Source organism: Helicobacter pylori FD535, from assembly GCF_000296015.2.
Taxonomy (GTDB): domain Bacteria; phylum Campylobacterota; class Campylobacteria; order Campylobacterales; family Helicobacteraceae; genus Helicobacter; species Helicobacter pylori_CT.
Map to the genome: position 1 here is coordinate 14,014 of NZ_AKHP02000050.1, position 17,375 is coordinate 31,388.

The following is a 17,375-nucleotide window of genomic DNA, read 5'->3' on the forward strand; positions in this document are numbered from 1 at the left end:
TAGCGCAAATTTTAGTAAAATACGCAGTATGTTAGATGATATTCCTATTACCATTCAAAAAAGTAAAAAAATCAAAACCCTGAGCTTGAATATCACGCCCTCTTTAGAAGTGATTCTAAAAATGCCCAATTCTTGCCCTCAAAACAGAGCGCATGCTTTTTTAAAAGAACAAGAAGCTTGGCTCAAAAAAACCCTTTCAGCCATGCAAGAAAAATACTCCCTTTTACACTCGCGCCTAGAAACCTATCAAAACAAAATCCTTGTGTTTGATGAGGTGAAAAACGCCAACGATTACACCCTAACAGAGCTTAAAAAAATCTTAAAAACTTATTTGGAGCAGAAACTCCCTTTAAGCGCTCAAAAAATGCAAACTTCATACACCCATTTTAGCGTTAGAAACAACGCTAAAGTTTTGGGGAGTTGCTCTTATCATAACCGCTTGAGTTTTGCATTATTATTGGTTTGCGCCCAAAAAGAAGCGATTGATTATATCATCATCCATGAACTCGCCCACACGATCCACAAAAACCATTCTAAAAATTTCTGGCGTTGCGTGGAAATCTTTTGCCCTAATTACCGCGCTCTAAGAGAGCATTTAAAACAAAGGGTTGTTTTTTACACCCAACTGCTCAAACAGCTACGGCCATAAAGATTAAACCTTAAAAATGATAGCTCACATACGCTGTGATGCTCCTAGGAGGCGCGGCTTCTTTCCCATTAGGGCTAGTGCCTATCCCGCTAAACCAATATTTCATGTTAAAAATGTTATTGATTTGCAAGCTCGCATTAACGCTTTGATTTTTGCGTTCCCACAAAGTGCTAGAAATTTGCAAATTCCACACCCAATACCACGGCGTCATGCCCGCTGTTTTGGTAACGATAGCGCCGTTTTTGATCGTGGGCGCGTATTCTGTAAAAGGCACGGTGTTTAACACACCGCTATAAGCCGTGCTATAAAAAAAAGAGCTCAACCCAATCGTGGTTTTAGCGTAAGTGTAGCTCGCGTCTAAAATGAATTGGTGCGGGCTGACAAAAGGGAGCTTTTTGCCAAAAATATCTTTTTTAGGCCCTTTAGGATTAGCAGGGTTAGTAACCATTGTGTGGCTGGTGATAACAGCGTCTATAAAAGTGTAAGCCGCATGGAAATTAAGCCCCCTAATAGGCGTGTAATAAAGTTCTAGCTCCACGCCTTGCGATCTCGCATTGACCGGCTCTCTATTATCCCCATAGCGCCCGGTAAAATAGTTATTCGCAAAAATCACAAAATAATTCGCGTTAAAACTCACTTGATTGTTAAAATAATATCTTGAACCGCCCTCCATGACATTAAAGATTTGAAAATAATCCGTGCTTGCGCCTACAAAATTACCGATATTGCTGAATTGGGGCGGAATGTAGCTCCTTTGGTAGTTGAAATAAAACAACCAATCCTTAAAGGGTTTATAGCCGACATTCACCGCTGGATTCCATTGGTTATAACGATCTTTAATGGTTTTTCCTGTTTGGCCTGCTTTAAAAGGAGGAGCGTCTTTTTTTTCGTAATTTAAAAAAGTGTATCTCAAGCCCGGTGTGATCGTTAGCATGCCGTTATTGAAATTGATTTCATCGCTGGCATACACAGCGGTATAATTGTTGAAATTGTTGAGTGAAGTTCCTGCATCAAACCCGCTCCCGCTATTAGGCGCACTAGGGTTTTTCCTGGTGGTGGATCGGCGGTATAAATCTTCAGTTAAAAACCTCATTCCCATATTAAAAGTTTGTTTGACTTTACCGGTATTGACGACTAGATTGAGTTTTGGCTCAAAGGCATTCACCACGAAGCGGCGGATATTGTCAAAAAATTGCCAACAAGGGCTATTCGTGTCGCTATAAGAATACAAACCGCAATTAGGGTTTTTCGCGCTAATTTCTCCTTTTCCTTTAAAGGGTAAAATCTTGTTTTGACTGCTCATATACACGCTTTGGTATTGGTTGGAAAACCCAAAATCCCTACTCATGTCATGCGTGAAATAAGTGAATTTAAAATCTCCCCCCACTTTCCTATCCGGATCGCCAAAATAATTTTGATACACGATCCCAAAGCGCTTGGCTCGCCCTCCATCTTGATTGTCAGGGCGTTCATTAATGAAGCGGTTATAGGCATAATCTTGCGCGCTCAAAGTGCCTGGATGGTAAGAGTTGTATTGGTAATACTGGTAATAAGCTTTAAAAGTATTGGTTGCATTGATCTTATAGATCGCATCAAGCAAGTAGTTTTGCACCTTTGTAGGGCTGTTTTGCCTGAAACCTTGCCCGTTAATCCAATTGCCTTGCATGCTAATTCCTACATGCTTACCCAACATTCCAGCCGTCCGCCCGTAAGTGTTAAACAGCATCTGATTGCCTAAAGTTTGGGCTAAAGGCTTGCCTTTTTCTTTGGGATCTACAAAATTCCCATTAGAGGATCGCCCCCAAAAAGTGATCCTTTCAGCCGCTTGATTTTCCCACTCTTTAGGGATTTCTTTAGTGATGATATTCACCACGCCTCCAAAAGTGTTAGGGCCATATTGCACGCTCGTTCCCCCTTTAATCACATCAATCCTATCCACTGACTGGAAAGTAACAGGGAAAATCGCCAGTTCAATATTAGAATACGGCGCGCCATAAACAGGGATACCATTGACTAAAATCATGCCCGTATTGCTATGCCCGTTACCGCCCCCACCAAAACCGCGCACCGAAATTTTAGGCAGCACGCCTGTGCCTGTAGCATCTCTGATTTGGATCCCTGGCACATTTTGCAAAGCGTTTTCAATATTCAAATTACCCGTTTTTTTGAGTTCTTTGTTGGAAATCACCGTGCGAGAGCTTGTGGAATTACGCACCTCTTCGCTTTGCCATGAAAGCGGTGCGCTGGAATTGAATTTTTGCTCAGTGGTTGTAACTTTTTTTAAAAAATGGTGCTTATCTTTTGCGTCCACCAAAGAGTTAAAAGTCAAAAAAGTCAAAGCGCCCGACGCCAAAAAATAAGAGATTTTTACCCTCAAATAACCATTCATTATGATAACCTTTCTTATTAAATTCAAACCGATGCATATTATAAAAATAATTATTATAATTAACTTAAATTTTGAAGTTTGATTTTTTTATTTACAATTTGTTATCAAAACGATTTGAAAAAGGTTTTTAGTGTTTTTAAAACAGAATGTTAGAGGGTTTTAGAATGCGTTATTTATCTATTTGATGAAGAAACCATCACAACCGCTATCGCAAAACCAGCGTCATGGCTGATGCTCGCGCTCAAGCTTTGGATATTAAAATAATCCATTTTTTCTTTAGAAAGGGTGATTAAGGGGGCGTTTTTAGGGCTTTTAGAAATACGCATATCTAAAAAGCTCAATTCCTTACCAATGCCTACTTGAAGGGCTTTAGAGCAAGCCTCTTTAAGCGCGAAAAACCCGGCGATACTGCTAGATTTATCCTTGCATAAAACAATCTCACTTGGCGATAAAAAACGCTCTAAAAACCTCATTTCAAAGCGTTTCACGCACTTTTCTACCCTAGCAATAGAGACAATATCTATGCCAATCATTTCAAATTATTGGATGATAAAATCAGTGAAAAAGACATTTTTAATAAAACCATCAATCAAAAACGAATTCAAATGGCTCTTAATCTCGTCTTTAAGCTTGTTTTTGCCTTTGTTGGTAACCACTTCTTCCACGCTTTTAGACGATAGAATTTCTATAATCGTGTCTTTAATCGCTGTGTCTTTAACCTTGACTTCATTTAAAAGCTTTTCATTACTCAATTCTAACGAAATAGAAGCCTTAAGGTAGCGTCTGCCATTTTGAGAGACTAAATTCACCGCAAAAGGCGCATCAATCGCATACAAAGGCCCAAGCACCAAATATTGCTGGATATTAGAGCCTTCTTTGGCTTCTTGATTTTTGTTCGCCATAGGATTAGCTTGAACTTCTTGGGTGTTTTTAGAAGCGTTTTCTTTAGATTCTTCCTTATTCCCCATAAGCAGCATGATAATCACCCCCACCAATAAAAGCATCACTAACACGCTTCCAATGATGACAAATAAAAGGGCTTTGCTTTTTTTTGGGGGTTGTTGCGCGGTATTTTCTTGTTCTTCTGCCATGCCTATTCCTATTGAAAATAAGTTAAAGTGGTTTTCCCGAATTTTTTCTGTTTGATTATAGCTAAAGTTGCGAGACTTTTAGGCATCTCATGCAGGCTTTCATGCTCAAAAACCACTAAAAGATTTTTTGAATGAGAGCGGTTTAATAACCTTTCTAAAGCTTGAAGACACTTTTCATAAATCCCTAAAAACCCGCTTGTTTCAAAAGGAGGATCCAAATAAATAATATTCAAAACGCCATTTTTTAAACCTAGTGCGGGCAAAAGCTTGAAAGCGTCATCTAAAAAGGTTTGGATTTCCATTTCCTTTTTCAGGCGGTTTTTAAAGAGAGCGATATTTTCTAAAAGTGTCTTATAAGCGCTTTTATTTTGCTCAAAAAACACCGCGCTTTTAGCCCCCCTACTCAAAGCCTCTAAACCCATAGAAGCGCTGCCTGAAAACACTTCTATAAAATGCGCTCCACTGATTTCTGCTTGCAAGGTGTTAAAAAACGACTCTCTTACGATCGCTTTGGTGGGGCGCGTGCTAGAAATGTTAGGCAAATTCAAGCCCAATCCCTTACAAGCCCCCCCCATAATCTTAAATTTTTTTACTGGCTGATGATTTGGCATAATTTTTGGGTGTATTCTTCTAGTAATTGCTGGATCTTTTGCTCTTTAGAAAATTGGATTTCTTCGCAAGGTTTTTCGCTCGTCTTTAAAGCGCAATAAAAATTGTTTATATCTTCTTTCACGCTCTGTTTGGTGAAAGGCTTTCTTAAGCGCTCTTCTATAAAGCATAGGGGCTTATTGGTTTCTAGCTTTTCATCATCGCTTAAAACAAGATCGCAAACTTCCATAGCAGAGAGGCAATCGCTCAAATAAAATTCCAAACTCCTTTGGTTCAACAAAGACTTGCAAGAAAGAAAAATTTTCACAAAACCCCCTTTATCCCATCAACAGACTTAAATTATTTCAAATTATAGCCATTCTTTCTTTTAAACACCAATATCAAATAAATAAACTTAAAAATTGTTTCATTTTTTAAAAAAGAAAAACAGAATGTTAAAAATAAATCTCAAATAACATCGTTTTTTTTTTTTTTTTGATATAATGCCGCTTAAGGTAAGAGCAAAAGGCGTATTATATTCCTTCCTTCTTTACTATAACTTAGCATTTTAATCAACTTTTTCATTAAAATGTCCTGATGCTCTTACCTTGATTTGAGAAAGCAAGCCAGCCCCTCCCAACTTTCCACACAAACTAACCTTGAAAGCGTAGTGTTTCATAGTAAATACTTAATATTTAATATCCTAAAAATCCAAGATACCAATCCCCCCCTTTAAAAATGCGCCAACTCTTTATTATTTAGATTGTCAAAATGCTTTTAATTCACATTTTATTTTTTTTCACAAACTCTAACGCTTTGAAACGCTCCCCCAAGCCCCCAGGGCTAATTAAGGGCTTGATTTTAGCCGCTTCTTTTAAATACCTTTCATAACCCACGCTTTTTGAAAACGTTTCTAACAATCCCATAAGCCCCATATCCAATAAAGCGTTAGCCTGCGGTTTAAGGAATGAAAATTGCGCGTGGTGTTTTTCAAACAAAAAGCGCACTAAAGAAAAATTGACATCATAGGTCAAATCGCTTTGCTGATACAAAGAAGCCAGATTGTTTAAAATATCCTTAAAATCCAGCGCTCGGTGGTTTTTAAAAGCCCTTAAATGCATGTCTTTTCTCTCTATCTCATCGCCATAATCAAAGCTCAAAAACACCCAAGAAGGAGCCTCATTCAATTTTGCTAACAAATCCTTAATGAAAGCCTCTAAAAACAACGGCACGCACCCTTGTTTTAAATTCAAATTTTTAAGAAGTTCTTTAGTGGGTTTATCAATACCGCCCCAAACGCCCTTATGATCATGGGTGATAAAAAGCATTTTGTTATCTTTAATGATCTCGCAAGCGAATGCGTCAAACAATTCATTAGAAACAACAAACGCGCTTTTTTTTTCTTTAAAGTCAAGCTCTTCTAAACTGCAACTAGTCAAATCCAATCGCGTGGCTTGTTTAAAAATAATTCGTTGGAGTTTTTGCAATTCCCTTAAAGGCTCACAGCTGACAAACTCGCATTTTTCCATTACGCCCACGCTCAAAGCGTTTAAAAAACTGGCTATATCGCTCAAAAAATGCCCATGGTGAGAGCCAATTTCTACAATTTTTAAAGGCAAAAATAATTTTTCTTCTTCTAAAAGCTTGATGATATAAAACGCAATAGCGCCTCCAAAAAACTTGCTCAAAGACACCGAAGTGTAAAAATCCCCTTTTTGACCGATTAGCGCCTTTCTGTAATACCCCTTTTCCCCATAAAGCCACTCTTGCATGTAATTCCCAAACGATCGCATGATTTTCCTTCCATTAAACTCATCTCAACCAACAATAATAGAAGCGCTATTCTAGTCAAAATCGCCTTATTTTTGCGCTATGATATTCAACAATAATGACTTTTTAGGTTAGTTTGAAGGGAGTTTAGAGTTTGGAAATTTTAAGGCGAGAGTGTGGGGCGGTGGAAGAAAACACTTATATTGTGAAGCTTTCTAGTGGGATAGATTTTATTATTGATCCCGGATTTTCTAGCAGCGAATGGGTGTTGGAAAACGCCAAAAACCCTAAGGCGATTTTAATCACGCATGGGCATTATGATCATGTATGGGATAGCGCTCAATTGTTAAAAACCCTTAAAGACACCCCCATTTACGCCCCCAAAGACGATGTGTTCATGCTAGAAAATGATATTTTCCATTTGGGCATGCCGGTTTTTAGCCCCAATTTTAGCGTGCCTTGCAATAAGGGTTGCACCACTTTAGAGATAGAAAACACTACCATTAAATACTGGCATTTTCCCGGACACACGCCCGGTTGCTCTATCATAGAAATAGAAGGGGTGATTTTTAGCGGGGATTTTATTTTTTATCGCAGCATTGGCCGTTATGATTTCCCTTATTCTAATGAAAAAGACATGAAAGAGTCCCTGTTAAGGTTTCAAAATTTAGATTTCCCTAAAGACATAGAGATTTATCCAGGGCATGGGGATAAGACGAGTTTTTTTGCTGAAAGAGAGCATTCTAAAATTTGGGTTTCAAGGATGGCTTAATTGTTAAGCCGGCCAGAAAAAGAGCGTTATTTACGCCATATCATGCTAGAAGATGTGGGCGAAGAAGGCCAATTGAAGCTTTTAAAATCTAGCGTTTTAGTTATTGGGGCTGGGGGTCTTGGATCAGCGGTTTTGATGTATTTGTGCGCCGCTGGGATAGGAAAAATAGGCATTGTAGATTTTGATGTGGTAGATATGAGTAATTTGCAACGCCAGATTATCCATTCACAGGATTTTTTAAACCAATCTAAAACCTCTAGCGCGAAAGCGCGCTTAAAACAACTCAATGCTGGTATTGAAATAGAAACTTTTGAAGAACGCTTTAAGGCTCATAACGCTCTTTCTCTCATAGAGCCTTATGATTTTATCATAGACGCTACAGACAATTTCAACGCTAAATTTTTGATTAATGACGCTTGCGTGTTAGCCCAAAAACCCTATTCGCATGCCGGGGTTTTAAAATACAGGGGGCAAAGCATGAGCGTTTTACCCCATAGCGCATGCTTAGCGTGTGTTTTTGATAAGCCCCCTAAAAAGGGATTGAATCCTATTTTAGGGCTTTTTGGGGTCTTACCCGGAGTTTTAGGGTGTATCCAAGCGAGCGAATGCCTTAAATATTTTTTAGGGTTTGAAACTTTACTTATAAATACTTTACTTATAGCCGATATTAAAACGATGGATTTTAAAAAAATTCAAGCACCCAAAAACCCTGAATGTAGGGTTTGTGGCACGCATAAAATCACGCATTTACAAGATTATGAAATTTAGATTAAGGGGTAAGTTTTGGATTTATCAACCATACTAGGCTTGGTATTGGCGGTCGCTTCTATTTCGCTAGGCGATATTTTAGAAGATGGCAACCCGTTGCACATTATCCATTTGAGTTCAGTCATCATCATCGTGCCTACTTCGCTTTTTGCCGCTATGACAGGCACGCATGCTCGTTACGTGAAAGCCGCTTACAAAGAGATAAAAATTGTTTTTTTAAACCCTAAAATCAATTTGAACGAAACCATTAAAAATTTAGTGGAATTAGCCACTCTAGCCAGAAAAGATGGGGTGTTGAGTTTGGAGGGGCGGGTGGCACAAATTGAAGACGATTTCACCCGTAATGGTTTGTCTATGATCATAGATGGCAAGGATCTCAAATCCGTTAAGGAAAGCTTAGAAATCAGCATTGAAGAAATGGAAGAGTATTACCACGGCGCCGCTCATTATTGGGAGACGGCCGGTGAGACCGCTCCTACTATGGGGTTAGTGGGGGCGGTTATGGGGCTTATGCTGGCTTTACAAAAACTAGACAACCCGGCTGAAATGGCAGCAGGGATCGCTGGGGCTTTTACGGCTACTGTTACAGGGATTATGTGTTCTTATGCGATTTTTGGCCCTTTTGGGCATAAGCTCAAGGCTAAGTCTAAAGACATTATCAAAGAAAAAACCGTTCTTTTAGAGGGGATTTTAGGCATCGCTAATGGGGAAAACCCAAGGGATTTAGAAAACAAACTCTTAAACTACATCGCTCCCGGTGAGCCTAAAAAATCCCAATTTGAGGGCTAAACATGGCTAAGAAAAACAAACCCACCGAATGCCCCGCCGGCGAAAAATGGGCGGTTCCTTATGCGGACTTTTTGTCGTTGTTGCTTGCGCTTTTTATCGCTCTTTATGCCATTTCAGCGGTCAATAAATCCAAAGTGGAAGCCTTAAAAACCGAATTCATTAAGATTTTTAATTACGCTCCCAAGCCAGAAGCGATGCAGCCGGTTGTAGTGATCCCGCCTGATTCAGGGAAAGAAGAAGAGCAAATGGCGAGCGAAAGCTCCAAACCGGCTTCGCAAAATACCGAAACAAAAGCCACTATCGCTCGCAAAGGCGAAGGCAGTGTTTTAGAGCAAATCGATCAAGGCTCTATTTTAAAGCTCCCTTCTAATTTGTTGTTTGAAAACGCTACTTCAGATACTATCAATCAAGACATGATGCTTTATATTGAACGGATCGCTAAAATCATTCAAAAACTCCCTAAAAGGGTGCATATCAATGTGAGAGGTTTTACAGACAACACGCCTTTAGTTAAAACCCGTTTTAAAAGCCATTATGAATTAGCCGCTAATCGCGCTTATAGGGTGATGAAAGTCCTTATACAATACGGCGTGGATCCTAACCAATTGTCTTTTTCTTCTTACGGATCTACAAACCCTATCGCGCCTAATGACTCCTTAGAAAACAGAATGAAAAACAATCGTGTGGAAATCTTTTTTTCAACCGATGCGAACGATTTGAGTAAGATCCATTCTATTTTAGATGAAGAATTCAATCCCCACAAACAGCAAGAATGAATCGCATGAATAAAAATTATCTTTTAATCTTTTTGTTGTTAGCGAGCCTTATCGCTAGAGAAAAGGACGCTTCTTCAAACCTTTTTGATTTGATTGATAAAGGGATCAACAGAGAACAAGAATTAAAAGAACAGGAGCAAAAAACGCGCTTAAAACTGGCTCAAAGCCCTTTAGTGGCTTTAGAGATTGTCCCACAAGAAACGCCCTATTTAGAATGGCAAGGGGCTAGGGAGTCGTATTATTTAAAAGTGAGCGCTGTCGTGGAGAGCGTGGTTATCTTAAAAATTGACATCAATCAAGGGCGTTCTTGCTCGCTCTACCCCACGCCTAAAAGCGTTTCTTTAGTGAGGAATCAAAGCGTAGCCTATGAAATTCTATGCGAAAACCAACCCTTATGGATTGAAGTAAGCACGAATTTAGGCAAACGCACCTTTCAGTTTTAATTTTATTAGTTTTTGGCTTTGTTTTAAAAAGCTTGTGCTTATTATAATTAAAATGATAAGAACTTGATTCAAACCCAATATTAAAAAAACCTTTTTATATAAAATAAGTTTGGTTATAATGCTAGGCATGGGCGTTTTTAAACAATTGATCAAAGAATTGTATGAATGGTTGCTCCATTCTATAGATGTGGCTACGCAGCATTTAGTTGCCGTAGTGTTAAAAATAAGCGTGGTAAAATATTTGATACAAGAATTTCATGATCGATTCATTTATTTTATAGACTTGATCGCGCAACATTTTATCATCGTTGCGCTTTCTGGTTTTCTTGTGCTGGTGTTTGGGGTTTTGATTGGGGTTTTGGTGTTTTATAACTCAAAGGCTAGGGCGTTCTTGCTCCCTATAGTGAATTTCCTTTACACCATCCCATCGCTTGCGTTATTCGCGTTATTCATTCCTGTGATTGGGGTGGGGTTAAAAAACGCGCTTTTAGTGTTGGTCTTATACGGCTTATTGCCCATTGTCCATAGCACTTATAACGCTTTAAAAGAGGTGAAAGAAGAGGTGGTTAAGGCCGCTATCGGGCTAGGGTGTAACCCCAAAGAATTGTTTTTTAAAGTGCGATTCTTGCTCGCTATCCCCCAAATTTTAGTGGGTTTAAGGATTGCGGTGGTGATGCTAGTGGCGATGGCTGGGATTGGGGCGCTCATTGGGGCTGGAGGCTTAGGGCAAGCGATTTTTAGAGGGCTAAACACGCAAAACACCACGCTTTTAGTGGCGGGTAGTTTGATCATTGCCCTTTTTAGTGTTTTAGCGGATAAATTTGTGAGCGTCTTTCAGCATGAAAACGCTTTGCAACGCCTATTTTCTCAAAACGCCACCAAAAAACAAAAAAGAAAAGTTTATCTTAATTTAGCGGTGTTCCTTTTTTTATTGCTAGCGAGCGCTTTATGGCTCATTCCCAGAAACGCCATAGAAGAAAAGCCCTTAGTCGTGGCTACAAAACCTAGCAGCGAGCAGTATATTTTGGGCGAGATTTTAAGCCTTTTGTTAGAAAAACACCATATTCCCATCAAGCGAGCGTTTGGCATTGGCGGGGGGACGATGAATATCCATCCGGCATTAATTAGGGGCGATTTTGATTTGTATGTGGAATATACCGGCACCGCTTGGGTGAATACGCTCAAAAACCCTTTGACTCAAAAAGTGGATTTTGAAACGATTAAAAAGCGTTATGAGAAAGAATTTAATCTTTTGTGGGTGGGGCTTTTGGGCTTTAACAACACCTATTCCTTAGCGATTTCTAAAGAAGACGCTCAAAAATACGCTATTGAAACTTTCAGCGATCTAGCCTTTCATAGCCCAAATTTTGATTTTGGAGCGGAGTTTGACTTTTTTGAAAGAGAGGACGCTTTTAAGGGCTTAGTGAAAGCCTACCCATTCCATTTTAGAAGTTTGCATGAAATGGATATTAATTTGCGTTATAAAAGTTTTGAATCCCATAAAATCAACGCTTTAGATGTCTTCACTACAGACGCTCAAATCAAAGAGCTGGATTTAAAGGTGCTTAAGGACGATAAGGGGTTTTTCCCCAACTATCAGGCCGGTATTGTTGTAAGAAAAGAAATGGTGAAAAAGTATCCTAAAGCGTTAAAAATCTTAGAAAAATTAAATTCAAAATTTAGCGATGAGATGATGCAGGATTTAAACTATCAGGTGGAAGTGTTGAAAAAAAGCCCCCAAATAGTCGCTAAAGATTTTTTAGAAAAATTAGGGTTATAGCATGAAAGAAATCGTTACAATAGAGAATGTGTCTTTTAATTACCACAACCGCGCTGTTTTTAAGGATTTTAATTTAAGCATTCAAGAAGGGGATTTTTTATGCGTTTTAGGGGAGAGCGGGAGCGGTAAAAGCACGCTTTTAGGCTTGATTTTAGGGCTTTTAAAGCCCAGTTTTGGGAGCGTTAAAATCTTTAATGAAACCCTTTCAAACAACGCTTTTTTACGCCAAAAAATAGGCTATATCGCTCAAGGCAATTCCTTATTTTCTCATTTAAACGCCATGCAAAACATGACCTTTTGCCTTAATTTACAAGGCATTAACAAAGAAGCCGCTCAAAAAGAAGCCAAAGCCTTAGCGTTAAAAATGGGGTTAGATGAGAGCCTTATGGATAAATTCCCCAATGAATTGAGTGGGGGGCAAGCCCAAAGAGTGGGCATTATTAGGGGGATTATCCACAGGCCAGAACTCATTTTATTAGACGAGCCTTTTAGCGCTTTAGATGGTTTTAATCGTAAGAATTTGCAAGATCTCATCAAAGAGATACACCAAAATTCTCACGCTACTTTCATTATGGTAACGCATGATGAGAGCGAGGCGCAAAAGTTAGCCACAAAAACCCTAGAAATCAAAGCCCTTAAATAAGAGCAATGGTTTAAGGCTCGTTTAAAAATTCTGGCGTGGTGTTGTTGGTGGGCGTTTGCATAGAAGAATTAGAGCTGTTTGAAGTTTTTTTAGCGGGTTTTTCATTGAATGGGGGGGCTTTATAGCCGCAAGCTTGAATCGTTATTGCTACAAGCGTTAAAAAGCATGTTAAGATCAGTTTATGGAACAAAATATTTTCTCCTTACTCATTCAAAAAAAGTCTTATAAAAAGCTTGAAACCCTTTTGAAACTCAAAAAGCTTAAGGTTTTTATGCCTTTAAGTTTACAAGAAAATTTGCTTTTTATCTTCATAAAAGACTCTAAATTGCTTTTTGCGTTTGAAGATCTTTGGGCTTCTAAGGAATTTAACCAGCGATTCGCTAAAGAAATCAGCCATTTTTTAAACGCGCAAGGGCATGCTTATGGGTTTGACGGGTTGAACGGGTTGGAAATTTTAGGTTATGTGCCTAAAGATTCCTTAGAAAAAGCCAATTTTTATGCCCCCATTAAAAAACAAGCCCGTTTTTTTCGCCCTAGCGCTTTAGGGTTGTTCCATAACCCCATTAAAGACGCTCGTTTGCATGAATGTTTTGAAAAAGCGCGCGCTTTGATCCACTACCAACGAAGTTTTTTTGAGGAATGAATGGCTGATTTATTGTCCAGTTTGAAAAACCTTTCTAACAGCAGTGGCGTGTATCAATATTTTGATAAAAACCGCCAATTGCTCTATATCGGTAAGGCGAAAAATTTAAAAAAACGCATCAAAAGCTATTTTTCTGTCCGTAATAATGAAATCACGCCCAACCATCGCGCAAGCTTACGCATCCAAATGATGGTCAAACAAATCGCTTTTTTAGAAACGATTTTAGTGGAAAACGAACAAGACGCTTTGATTTTAGAAAATTCTTTAATCAAGCAGCTCAAACCCAAATACAACATTCTTTTAAGAGACGATAAAACTTACCCTTATATTTATATGGATTTTTCCACCGATTTCCCTATCCCTTTAATCACACGAAAAATTTTAAAACAGCCTGGCGTTAAATATTTTGGCCCTTTTACGAGCGGGGCTAAGGATATTTTGGACAGCTTGTATGAATTGCTCCCGTTAGTTCAAAAGAAAAATTGCATCAAAGATAAAAAGGCATGCATGTTTTATCAAATAGAGCGTTGTAAAGCCCCATGCGAGAACAAAATCACCAAAGAAGAGTATTTAAAAATCGCTAAAGAATGTTTAGAAATGATTGAAAATAAAGACAAACTCATCAAAGAGCTTGAATTAAAAATGGAGCGTCTTTCTAATAACTTGCGTTTTGAAGAAGCCCTCATTTATAGGGACAGGATTGCAAAAATCCAAAAAATCGCCCCTTTCACTTGCATGGATTTAGCCAAACTCTATGATTTGGATATTTTTGCTTTTTATGGTGGGAGTAGTAAAGCGGTGTTAGTGAAAATGTTTATGCGTGGGGGTAAAATCATTTCTTCAGCGTTTGAAAAAATCCACTCTCTTAACGGGTTTGACACTGATGAAGCGATGAAACAAGCCGTTATCAATCATTACCAATCGCATTTACCTTTGATGCCAGAACAGATTTTATTGAACGCTTGCTCTAATGAAACGCTTAAAGAATTGCAAGAATTTATCTCTCATCAATACTCTAAAAAAATCGCTCTTAGTATTCCTAAAAAAGGCGACAAGCTCGCTTTAATAGAAATCGCTATGAAAAACGCTCAAGAAATTTTTAGCCAAGAAAAAGCCTCTAATGAAGATCTGATTTTAGAAGAAGCGCGATCGCTCTTCAAATTAGAGTGCATGCCTTATAGGGTGGAAATCTTTGACACAAGCCACCATGCCAACAGCCAATGCGTGGGGGGAATGGTCGTGTATGAAAATCATGCATTCCAAAAAGACGCTTATCGGCGCTACCATTTGAAAGGCTCTAATGAATACACCCAAATGAGCGAACTGCTCACCAGAAGGGCTTTAGATTTTGCTAAAGAGCCACCGCCTAATTTGTGGGTGATTGATGGAGGGAGGGCGCAATTAAACATCGCTTTAGAAATTTTAAAAAGCAGCGGGAGTTTTGTGGAAGTGATCGCTATTTCTAAAGAAAAAAGGGATTCTAAAGCTTATCGTTCTAAAGGGGGCGCTAAAGACATTATCCATACGCCTAACAATACTTTTAAATTGCTTCCTAGCGACAAACGCTTGCAGTGGGTGCAAAAATTGCGCGATGAAAGCCACCGGTATGCGATAAACTTCCATAGATCCACTAAACTTAAAAACATGAAACAAATCGCTCTTTTAAAAGAAAAGGGCATAGGAGAAGCCAGCGTGAAAAAATTATTGGATTATTTTGGGAGCTTTGAAGCGATAGAAAAAGCGAGCGATCAGGAAAAAAACGCCGTTTTAAAAAAACGAATTTAAAGGAAAAGGCATGAAAAAAAGATTGAATATAGGGCTTGTGGGTTTAGGGTGTGTGGGGAGCGCGGTCGCTAAAATCTTACAAGAAAATCAAGAAATCATTAAAGACAGAGCCGGCGTGGGAATTGGCATTAAAAAAGCGGTGGTGCGAGACGTGAAAAAGCACAAAGGCTATCCTTTTGAAATCAGTAATGATTTAGAAAGCCTGATAGAAGATGAAGAGATTGATATTGTCGTGGAGCTTATGGGTGGGGTGGAAGCGCCCTATCTTTTAGCTAAAAAAACTTTAGCCAAACAAAAAGCCTTCGTTACAGCCAATAAAGCCATGTTAGCGTATTACCGCTATGAATTAGAGCAAATCGCTAAAAACACCCCCATAGGCTTTGAAGCGAGCGTGTGTGGGGGTATCCCTATTATCAAGGCTTTAAAAGATGGCTTGAGCGCTAATCATATCCTTTCTTTTAAAGGGATTTTAAACGGCACAAGCAATTACATTTTAAGCCAGATGTTTAAAAATCAAGCGAGCTTTAAGGACGCTTTGAAAGACGCCCAACATTTAGGCTATGCGGAATTGAACCCTGAATTTGACATCAAAGGCATTGATGCGGCGCACAAATTATTGATTTTAGCGTCTTTAGCGTATGGCATTGATGCGAAATTAGAAGAAATTTTAATTGAAGGCATTGAAAAAATAGAGCCAGACGACATGGAGTTTGCTAAAGAATTTGGTTATAGCATCAAACTTTTAGGCATCGCTAAGAAACACCAAGATTGCATTGAATTAAGGGTGCATCCAAGCATGATTAAAAATGAATGCATGCTCTCTAAAGTGGATGGGGTGATGAACGCTATAAGCGTTATAGGGGATAAAGTGGGCGAGACTTTGTATTATGGGGCTGGGGCTGGGGGAGAGCCTACCGCAAGCGCGGTCATTAGCGATATTATAGAAATCGCAAGGAAAAAAAGCTCTTTAATGCTAGGCTTTGAAACCCCTCAAAAACTCCCCCTAAAACCCCAAGAAGAAATCCAATGCGCTTATTATGCGCGTTTGTTGGTGAGCGATGAAAAAGGGGTTTTTTCTCAAATTAGCGCGATTTTAGCCCAAAACGATATTTCGCTCAACAATGTCTTACAAAAAGAAATCCCGCATTCCAACAAGGCTAAAATCTTATTTTCCACGCACACCACCAACGAAAAGTCTATGCTGAACGCCCTTAAAGAGCTTGAAAATCTACAAAGCGTGTTGGATACCCCTAAAATGATCCGTTTGGAAAATTGATGCGCTTTTTGAATAACAAACACAGGGCAAAGGGCTTGAAAGCCGAAGAAGAAGCTTGCGGATTTTTAAAAACGCTGGGTTTTGAAATAATGGAGAGGAACTTTTTTTCAAAATTTGGCGAAATTGATATTATCGCTTTGAAAAAAGGGGTTTTGCATTTCATTGAAGTCAAAAGCGGGGAAAATTTTGATCCCATTTATGCGATCACGCCGAGCAAATTAAAAAAGATAATTAAAACGATCCGCTGTTATTTGTCCCAAAAAGATCCCAATAGCGATTTTTGCATTGACGCCCTCATTGTGAAAAATGGTAAATTTGAACTTTTAGAAAACATCACTTTTTAGATTTTTATCCAAAACCCATGCGTTTTCATTAACATTCTTAAGCTAATATAATTCTCGTTAATCAAAATCATATATTTAGGAGTAACTAATGAGTCACTATATTGAATTAACTGAAGAAAATTTTGAAAGCACCATTAAAAAAGGGGTTGCGTTAGTGGATTTTTGGGCGCCATGGTGTGGTCCTTGTAAGATGCTATCCCCTGTGATTGATGAATTAGCTAGCGAATATGAAGGTAAGGCTAAGATTTGTAAAGTCAATACCGATGAGCAAGAAGAATTGAGCGCGAAATTTGGGATTAGAAGCATTCCTACGCTTTTATTCACAAAAGATGGCGAAGTCGTCCATCAGTTGGTGGGCGTGCAAACTAAAGTTGCTTTAAAAGAGCAATTGAACAAACTTCTAGGCTAGTAGCCATGATAGATTGCGCGATTATTGGAGGTGGTCCTGCAGGTTTGAGCGCGGGGCTTTATGCCACTAGAGGCGGTGTTAAAAACGCCGTTTTATTTGAAAAAGGAATGCCTGGGGGGCAAATCACTGGCAGTAGTGAGATTGAAAACTATCCGGGCGTTAAGGAAGTGGTGAGCGGGTTGGATTTCATGCAACCATGGCAGGAGCAATGCTTTCGCTTTGGCTTAAAGCATGAGATGACCGCTGTTCAAAGGGTTTCTAAAAAAGACTCTCATTTTGTTATTTTGGCAGAAGATGGCAAGACTTTTGAAGCTAAGAGCGTGATCATCGCTACCGGCGGTAGCCCTAAACGCACAGGCATCAAGGGCGAGTCAGAATATTGGGGTAAAGGCGTTAGCACTTGTGCGACATGCGATGGCTTCTTTTACAAAAATAAGGAAGTAGCGGTTCTTGGTGGAGG

The 17,375-nt window shown here is 39.0% G+C and carries 21 protein-coding genes; 14 read left to right on the forward strand and 7 right to left on the reverse strand.

From position 1 onward, the window contains the following. Positions 1 to 28: 28 nt before the first annotated feature. Positions 29 to 649: a M48 family metallopeptidase gene (locus tag DV63_RS15655; RefSeq protein WP_000883294.1), complete on the forward strand. Its 621-nt coding sequence runs from the start codon at positions 29 to 31 to the stop codon at positions 647 to 649. A gap of 10 nt (positions 650 to 659) precedes the next feature. Here DV63_RS15655 and DV63_RS15660 read toward each other — a convergent pair whose 3' ends face one another. The 6 genes from DV63_RS15660 to DV63_RS15685 all read right to left on the reverse strand — a co-directional run bounded on the left by DV63_RS15660 (position 660) and on the right by DV63_RS15685 (position 6,510). After that, positions 660 to 3,038, reverse strand: a complete 2,379-nt coding sequence (locus DV63_RS15660; protein ID WP_001014827.1) for a TonB-dependent receptor family protein — start codon at positions 3,036 to 3,038, stop codon at positions 660 to 662. A 173-nt stretch (positions 3,039 to 3,211) separates the two neighbouring features. Then, positions 3,212 to 3,571, reverse strand: a complete 360-nt coding sequence (acpS, locus tag DV63_RS15665; RefSeq protein ID WP_000579192.1) for a holo-ACP synthase — start codon at positions 3,569 to 3,571, stop codon at positions 3,212 to 3,214. Between the two features lie 6 nt (positions 3,572 to 3,577). After that, entirely contained in the window at positions 3,578 to 4,129 is a 552-nt protein-coding gene (fliL, locus tag DV63_RS15670; protein ID WP_000797017.1) for a flagellar basal body-associated protein FliL, read from the reverse strand. Positions 4,130 to 4,137: 8 nt separating this feature from the next. Continuing rightward, positions 4,138 to 4,740 (reverse strand): 16S rRNA (guanine(966)-N(2))-methyltransferase RsmD, encoded by a 603-nt coding sequence (rsmD, locus tag DV63_RS15675; RefSeq protein ID WP_001132799.1) that lies wholly within the window; start codon positions 4,738 to 4,740, stop codon positions 4,138 to 4,140. Next, positions 4,719 to 5,045 carry a hypothetical protein gene (locus DV63_RS15680; RefSeq protein ID WP_000689002.1) on the reverse strand — a complete coding sequence of 109 codons (327 nt, stop codon included), beginning with the start codon at positions 5,043 to 5,045 and terminating at the stop codon, positions 4,719 to 4,721. Before DV63_RS15680 ends, rsmD begins: the two co-directional genes overlap by 22 nt. Before the next feature lie 454 nt (positions 5,046 to 5,499). Continuing rightward, a complete protein-coding gene (locus tag DV63_RS15685; protein WP_001256042.1) occupies positions 5,500 to 6,510 on the reverse strand; it encodes an SAM-dependent methyltransferase in 1,011 nt (336 codons plus the stop codon). Between the two features lie 131 nt (positions 6,511 to 6,641). Here DV63_RS15685 and DV63_RS15690 point away from each other — a divergent pair, with 131 nt between their 5' ends. The 7 genes from DV63_RS15690 to egtV all read left to right on the forward strand — a co-directional run bounded on the left by DV63_RS15690 (position 6,642) and on the right by egtV (position 12,458). Then, positions 6,642 to 7,259, forward strand: coding sequence for an MBL fold metallo-hydrolase (locus DV63_RS15690; protein ID WP_000404753.1), 618 nt, complete (start codon positions 6,642 to 6,644; stop codon positions 7,257 to 7,259). Further along, positions 7,260 to 8,027 carry a HesA/MoeB/ThiF family protein gene (locus DV63_RS15695; protein ID WP_000952692.1) on the forward strand — a complete coding sequence of 256 codons (768 nt, stop codon included), beginning with the start codon at positions 7,260 to 7,262 and terminating at the stop codon, positions 8,025 to 8,027. It begins immediately after the preceding gene. A gap of 15 nt (positions 8,028 to 8,042) precedes the next feature. After that, positions 8,043 to 8,816 carry a flagellar motor stator protein MotA gene (motA, locus tag DV63_RS15700; protein ID WP_000366185.1) on the forward strand — a complete coding sequence of 258 codons (774 nt, stop codon included), beginning with the start codon at positions 8,043 to 8,045 and terminating at the stop codon, positions 8,814 to 8,816. A 2-nt stretch (positions 8,817 to 8,818) separates the two neighbouring features. Beyond that, positions 8,819 to 9,592, forward strand: a complete 774-nt coding sequence (gene motB / locus DV63_RS15705; protein WP_001085326.1) for a flagellar motor protein MotB — start codon at positions 8,819 to 8,821, stop codon at positions 9,590 to 9,592. Then, complete coding sequence (locus tag DV63_RS15710; protein WP_001081239.1) at positions 9,589 to 10,035, forward strand: hypothetical protein; 447 nt, start codon at positions 9,589 to 9,591, stop codon at positions 10,033 to 10,035. The genes motB and DV63_RS15710 overlap by 4 nt, the downstream gene beginning before the upstream one ends. A gap of 118 nt (positions 10,036 to 10,153) precedes the next feature. Then, complete coding sequence (gene egtU, locus DV63_RS15715; protein WP_000901308.1) at positions 10,154 to 11,815, forward strand: ergothioneine transport permease/ergothioneine binding protein EgtU; 1,662 nt, start codon at positions 10,154 to 10,156, stop codon at positions 11,813 to 11,815. A 1-nt stretch (position 11,816) separates the two neighbouring features. Next, positions 11,817 to 12,458: an ergothioneine transport ATP-binding protein EgtV gene (gene egtV, locus DV63_RS15720; protein WP_000659436.1), complete on the forward strand. Its 642-nt coding sequence runs from the start codon at positions 11,817 to 11,819 to the stop codon at positions 12,456 to 12,458. Positions 12,459 to 12,468: 10 nt separating this feature from the next. Here egtV and DV63_RS0209485 read toward each other — a convergent pair whose 3' ends face one another. Then, a complete protein-coding gene (locus DV63_RS0209485; protein ID WP_000468793.1) occupies positions 12,469 to 12,648 on the reverse strand; it encodes a hypothetical protein in 180 nt (59 codons plus the stop codon). Between DV63_RS0209485 and DV63_RS15725 the strand changes: the two genes are divergently transcribed. From DV63_RS15725 to DV63_RS15750, 6 genes are all read left to right on the forward strand, one after another. Beyond that, positions 12,640 to 13,101: a hypothetical protein gene (locus DV63_RS15725; RefSeq protein WP_000437144.1), complete on the forward strand. Its 462-nt coding sequence runs from the start codon at positions 12,640 to 12,642 to the stop codon at positions 13,099 to 13,101. The genes DV63_RS0209485 and DV63_RS15725 overlap by 9 nt on opposite strands. After that, positions 13,102 to 14,886, forward strand: coding sequence for an excinuclease ABC subunit UvrC (uvrC, locus tag DV63_RS15730; protein WP_000774398.1), 1,785 nt, complete (start codon positions 13,102 to 13,104; stop codon positions 14,884 to 14,886). Positions 14,887 to 14,896: 10 nt separating this feature from the next. Continuing rightward, positions 14,897 to 16,162, forward strand: coding sequence for a homoserine dehydrogenase (locus DV63_RS15735; protein ID WP_000746826.1), 1,266 nt, complete (start codon positions 14,897 to 14,899; stop codon positions 16,160 to 16,162). After that, the gene (locus DV63_RS15740) at positions 16,162 to 16,506 is read left to right on the forward strand and encodes a YraN family protein (protein ID WP_001211682.1); all 345 of its coding nucleotides are present in this window, start codon (positions 16,162 to 16,164) and stop codon (positions 16,504 to 16,506) included. Before DV63_RS15735 ends, DV63_RS15740 begins: the two co-directional genes overlap by 1 nt. Before the next feature lie 88 nt (positions 16,507 to 16,594). Then, positions 16,595 to 16,915, forward strand: a complete 321-nt coding sequence (trxA, locus tag DV63_RS15745) for a thioredoxin (protein WP_000020199.1) — start codon at positions 16,595 to 16,597, stop codon at positions 16,913 to 16,915. Positions 16,916 to 16,920: 5 nt separating this feature from the next. Next, the coding region (locus tag DV63_RS15750; RefSeq protein ID WP_020981937.1) for an FAD-dependent oxidoreductase at positions 16,921 to 17,375 on the forward strand (455 nt) is incomplete at its 3' end.